Source organism: Corynebacterium sp. HMSC05D08 (genome assembly GCF_001807215.1).
Classification (GTDB): Bacteria; Actinomycetota; Actinomycetes; order Mycobacteriales; family Mycobacteriaceae; genus Corynebacterium; species Corynebacterium striatum.
Genome location: NZ_KV788311.1, coordinates 1 through 3,904 on the forward strand (window position 1 = coordinate 1; position 3,904 = coordinate 3,904).

Sequence of the window (3,904 nt, forward strand, 5' to 3'; positions counted from 1 at the left end):
AAATAGGGTGTCCACTAAACGAGGGTAACCTCACACCCCACTTTTACAATAAGGTACATGTTTGAATTTCGCGTATATTCGCCGACTTTAAAGACAACGTTCTTCTACGGTAGGGAGCCAAGCTTTGAGTAGGCCTGGGACAAGGCCGTGGTCTACATTTTGAATGATGCCCGTTGGAAAGACCAAAGCAATATCATTGATGCCATAGCTGCAACGGAGACAAAGTCAGAACATGCCACAAATGGGTGGATAGACGTCAGCCTTGGCCGGAATATGCAAAATGTTTACGAGCAACACGAAGTTGCGGTCATGATTGATAAAACTGCACGTGTCATGAACAATTTAGGACACTGAGTTAAGTCGGTTAGGGTACACCACGTTACGAGATAATCTTCCAACTCTTGCTCAAGCAGTCAGTCCGGTAGAAGTGATAACTCACGTCCCCTCTACCAACCGCAGTCCCGGACGCGACCGTGGGGCACTTGCTAGTGCCCTCAATTCTGCTCTCGGTCATATATCCGAAATCGTCTCACACCAGCGGCTTTAGAATCTTCAGGTGATAACACCGGCGCGTCCCACACAATAAGCCCAGATCGTTTTTCAGTGATAGATCCTGCTGCAGTCGCCGGTCGGCACGTGCTGCTAGTGGAGGACACTTGGGTCAGCGGAGCCAGTGCGCAATCAGAAGCGGTATCTCTGCACCGAGCAGGCGATCACCATGTCACTGTCATGTGTATCGCCAGGATGCTGAAAGCCAAGTGGGAAGACGGGACTTACTTGGCATCTCAATACGCCACCTTGCTGCCTCCACAGCAAGACACTACAGTTTTCAATCCTTAAACAAGGAGATATGAACATACTTTTAGACGGCGCTGTTGCAAAGTTGGGCCAGGGCACGATGTTTACCTACGGGCACCCGAACCCAGACGCGGTGATCGTCAGCCGGATATTCGAGACAGCTTAAGCACCCCGGAGCAAGGACAACTAATGTCTTGAGGGGTAGGCTTTTCGACCCTGGCCCAACTTTGCAACAGCACCGCGTAGGTAAAATAACGGGTTAAGTGACAATTTTCGATTATGTGACCTTGGATGACTGTGTCGTTTTGAGGAGTCGTCTGCACGGATTTCAGAAGTCCTCTGCACTATCGCCATCCACTCCGGAGAGGCCGCGGGCGTTCGTCCACTTCATCTGGAACGCGACTCGACAGAGCGCATTCAATCGGATGGTCTCTTTCTCCCTGCGAAGGATGGGGGCACTTTAGGGTGCCAGGGTGTTGACCAGATCGAGGAATTCCTCAGCGTAGGCAATTTGCTTGCGTAGCTTTTCGTAGCGGGTGCGCGTCTCCTCACGAATGTCGGCAAGGGTGGCCTTGGCATTACTCCGTGCCTGCTGTGCGGGATCACTGTCCTGCCCGCCATCTGAACTATGAAGAATCTCCGCAGCTTCCAGGAATTCTCGCATCTGATCCAGAGTAAACCCCAGCGGTTTCATCCGTCGCACCAGCAAAACACGACGTACATCAGCCTCACTATAAAGCCTGAACCCACCAGGGCTACGCCCCGATGGGGTAATCAGGCCGACGTTGTCATAATAACGCAAGGTGGGAATCGACAACCCAGTCTGGTCAACGACCTCGCCGATCTTGAAATTACTGTTTTGCATTGCCTGTTCTCCTTCACGGTGATGTTGCCCACGGGTTCCTGTGCCTGGGTTGGCGGTTGAGTAAAACTCCCGCTACCATGACCACCATCACCAAACCTAAAGTTACTAGAGGGTTGGATTCCTTTCGGGCGTTCGCCCAGTTACCTATCCCCTCAAAGATTGGACATCTATGACTGAAACTAGCACGGCGGCCCCCCGCCCCCTCCTGAGTCCAGACGGCGCTGATGCCCCTACCGGGATCATCGCATCCTTCCGTTACGCATTTTCTTCCCCCGCCCGTATCCGTATAGAGATTCTGGCCGGACTGGCGGTATCCCTGGCGCTGATCCCTGAGGCCATTGCCTTTTCCATCCTTGCCGGTGTTGACCCAGCCATGGGTCTGTTTTCCTCGGTAGTCATGGCCATTGCGATCGCCTTTACCGGTGGCCGCCCGGCAATGATAACCGGCGCCACCGGGGCTATTGCCCTAGTCATTGCTCCTGTGGCGCGTGGTTACGGGATAGATTATTTCATCGCCACCGTCTTGTTGGGCGGTGTCCTACAAATCGTGCTCGGAGCCCTCGGTGTGGCGAAACTTCAGCGTTTTATCCCCCGATCGGTGATGCTGGGTTTCGTCAATGCACTGGGCATTATGATTTTCACCGCCCAACTCGAACACCTCATTGATGTGCCTTGGATGGTCTACCCACTCGTCGGCTTGGGTGTGGTGATCATGATTTTCTTCCCCAAGCTCACCAGTGTGATCCCCGCCCCGCTGGTCACGATTATCGTGCTCACCGGTTTGGTCATTGCCGCCGGTTTGACTGTCCCGACGGTCTCGGACATGGGCAAGATGCCGGAGACCTTACCGTCCCTGTTTATTCCGAACGTGCCGTGGACGTTGGAGACCCTGCAGATCATCGCGCCTTATGCCCTGGCCATGGCCGTGGTCGGTCTCATGGAATCGTTGATGACCGCCAAGCTCGTCGATGACATCACCGACACTCATTCCGATAAAACTCGCGAATCCTGGGGACAGGGGGTGGCTAATATTGCCTCCGGTTTCTTCGGCGGCATGGGCGGCTGCGCGATGATCGGTCAAACCATGATCAACGTCCGCGAATCCGGGGCACGTACCCGCCTATCCACCCTGTTAGCCGGTGTGTTCCTGCTGGTCCTGGTCCTGGCACTGGGCGACATCGTTGGCATGATCCCGATGGCTGCGCTGGTGGCAATCATGATCATGGTCTCGGTCGGCACCATCGACTGGCACTCGGTGCATCCACGCACCCTTAAACTCATGCCGGTCTCTGAGACCATTGTTATGGCCGTGACGATTATTGCGACCCTAGCCACCAGCAACCTGGCCATTGGTGTGGTGCTGGGTGTGGTCACCGCGATGATCATGTTCGCCCGTCGGGTGGCACATATCGTTTCCATTGAAAAGGTCTCCGATATCGACGGCGACGGCGATGGCGAGATTGATACTCGTACCTACCGGGTGCATGGCCAGTTGTTTTGGGCATCAAGCAATGACCTGGTTTATCGCTTTGATTACACCGATTCTGCCCGTCATATCACTATTGATCTCACTGAGGCGGAGATCTGGGATGCCTCCACGGTCGCGACCTTTGACGCGATTACGCAGAAGTTCCAGGACAGAGGCAAAACCGTGTCCATTATCGGGCTCGACGGCCCCAGTCAGGACCGGCTGAACCGACTGTCTGGCCGGCTTGACACCGGCCACTAACATCCCCCGACTCGAGCACATCGACTTGGCGCCCCAACTTATAACCGGGGCGCCAGTTTATTGGTGCTGTTGCACAGTTGGGGCAGTAGGAAGAGTGACGTGAAATAGTCACACAGCCATGGATATCTTCTCCGGTCGTCATTTCCCCCGTGACATCATTCTGTGGGCAGTAGGTGGTACTGCCGCTACGGGGTGAGCTACCGCGATCTGGAGGAAATGATGACTTCAGCGGGGCGTGCCGGTCGATCACACCACGATCTACCGCTGGGTCCAGAAATACGCCCCTGAGCTGGACAAGCAAACACGGTGGTACCGGCAGGTACCTGACTGCCAGGCCAGTTCCTGGCGGGTCGATGAGACCTATATCCGGGTCGGCGGCAGGTGATGCTACCTCTATCGGGCGATCACCGCCGGTGGCCAGACCGGTATAGGATAGTCGCTTTATAGGTCCATGCTGATTCGCGCTCTGGGGTACACCCTAAGCGAACAGTTTAAGAATTACATCCATCGTG

General features: G+C 54.9%; 2 protein-coding genes and 2 pseudogenes. 3 read left to right on the forward strand and 1 reads right to left on the reverse strand.

Annotated elements, in window-relative coordinates:
• Window positions 1-886: 886 nt before the first annotated feature.
• A pseudogene (locus tag HMPREF3148_RS13655) lies at window positions 887-964 on the forward strand (IS6 family transposase); the annotation flags it as partial.
• Between the two features lie 294 nt (window positions 965-1,258).
• Here the strand turns inward: HMPREF3148_RS13655 and HMPREF3148_RS03370 are convergent.
• The gene (locus HMPREF3148_RS03370; protein WP_005531126.1) at window positions 1,259-1,663 is read right to left on the reverse strand and encodes a MerR family transcriptional regulator; all 405 of its coding nucleotides are present in this window, start codon (window positions 1,661-1,663) and stop codon (window positions 1,259-1,261) included.
• Between the two features lie 169 nt (window positions 1,664-1,832).
• On the opposite strand from HMPREF3148_RS03370, the gene HMPREF3148_RS03375 reads away from it, so the two are divergent.
• Window positions 1,833-3,392, forward strand: coding sequence for a SulP family inorganic anion transporter (locus HMPREF3148_RS03375; RefSeq protein ID WP_039676327.1), 1,560 nt, complete (start codon window positions 1,833-1,835; stop codon window positions 3,390-3,392).
• Window positions 3,393-3,510: 118 nt separating this feature from the next.
• Window positions 3,511-3,774 (forward strand): annotated as a pseudogene (locus tag HMPREF3148_RS13485) (transposase); the annotation flags it as partial.
• Window positions 3,775-3,904 lie beyond the last annotated feature (130 nt).

Excerpts from the sequence above, each read along its gene's own strand:
- HMPREF3148_RS03370 (WP_005531126.1), bottom strand. The coding sequence starts at position 1,663 with ATGCAAAACAGTAATTTCAAGATCGGCGAGGTCGTTGACCAGACTGGG.
- HMPREF3148_RS03375 (WP_039676327.1), top strand. The coding sequence starts at position 1,833 with ATGACTGAAACTAGCACGGCGGCCCCCCGCCCCCTCCTGAGTCCAGAC.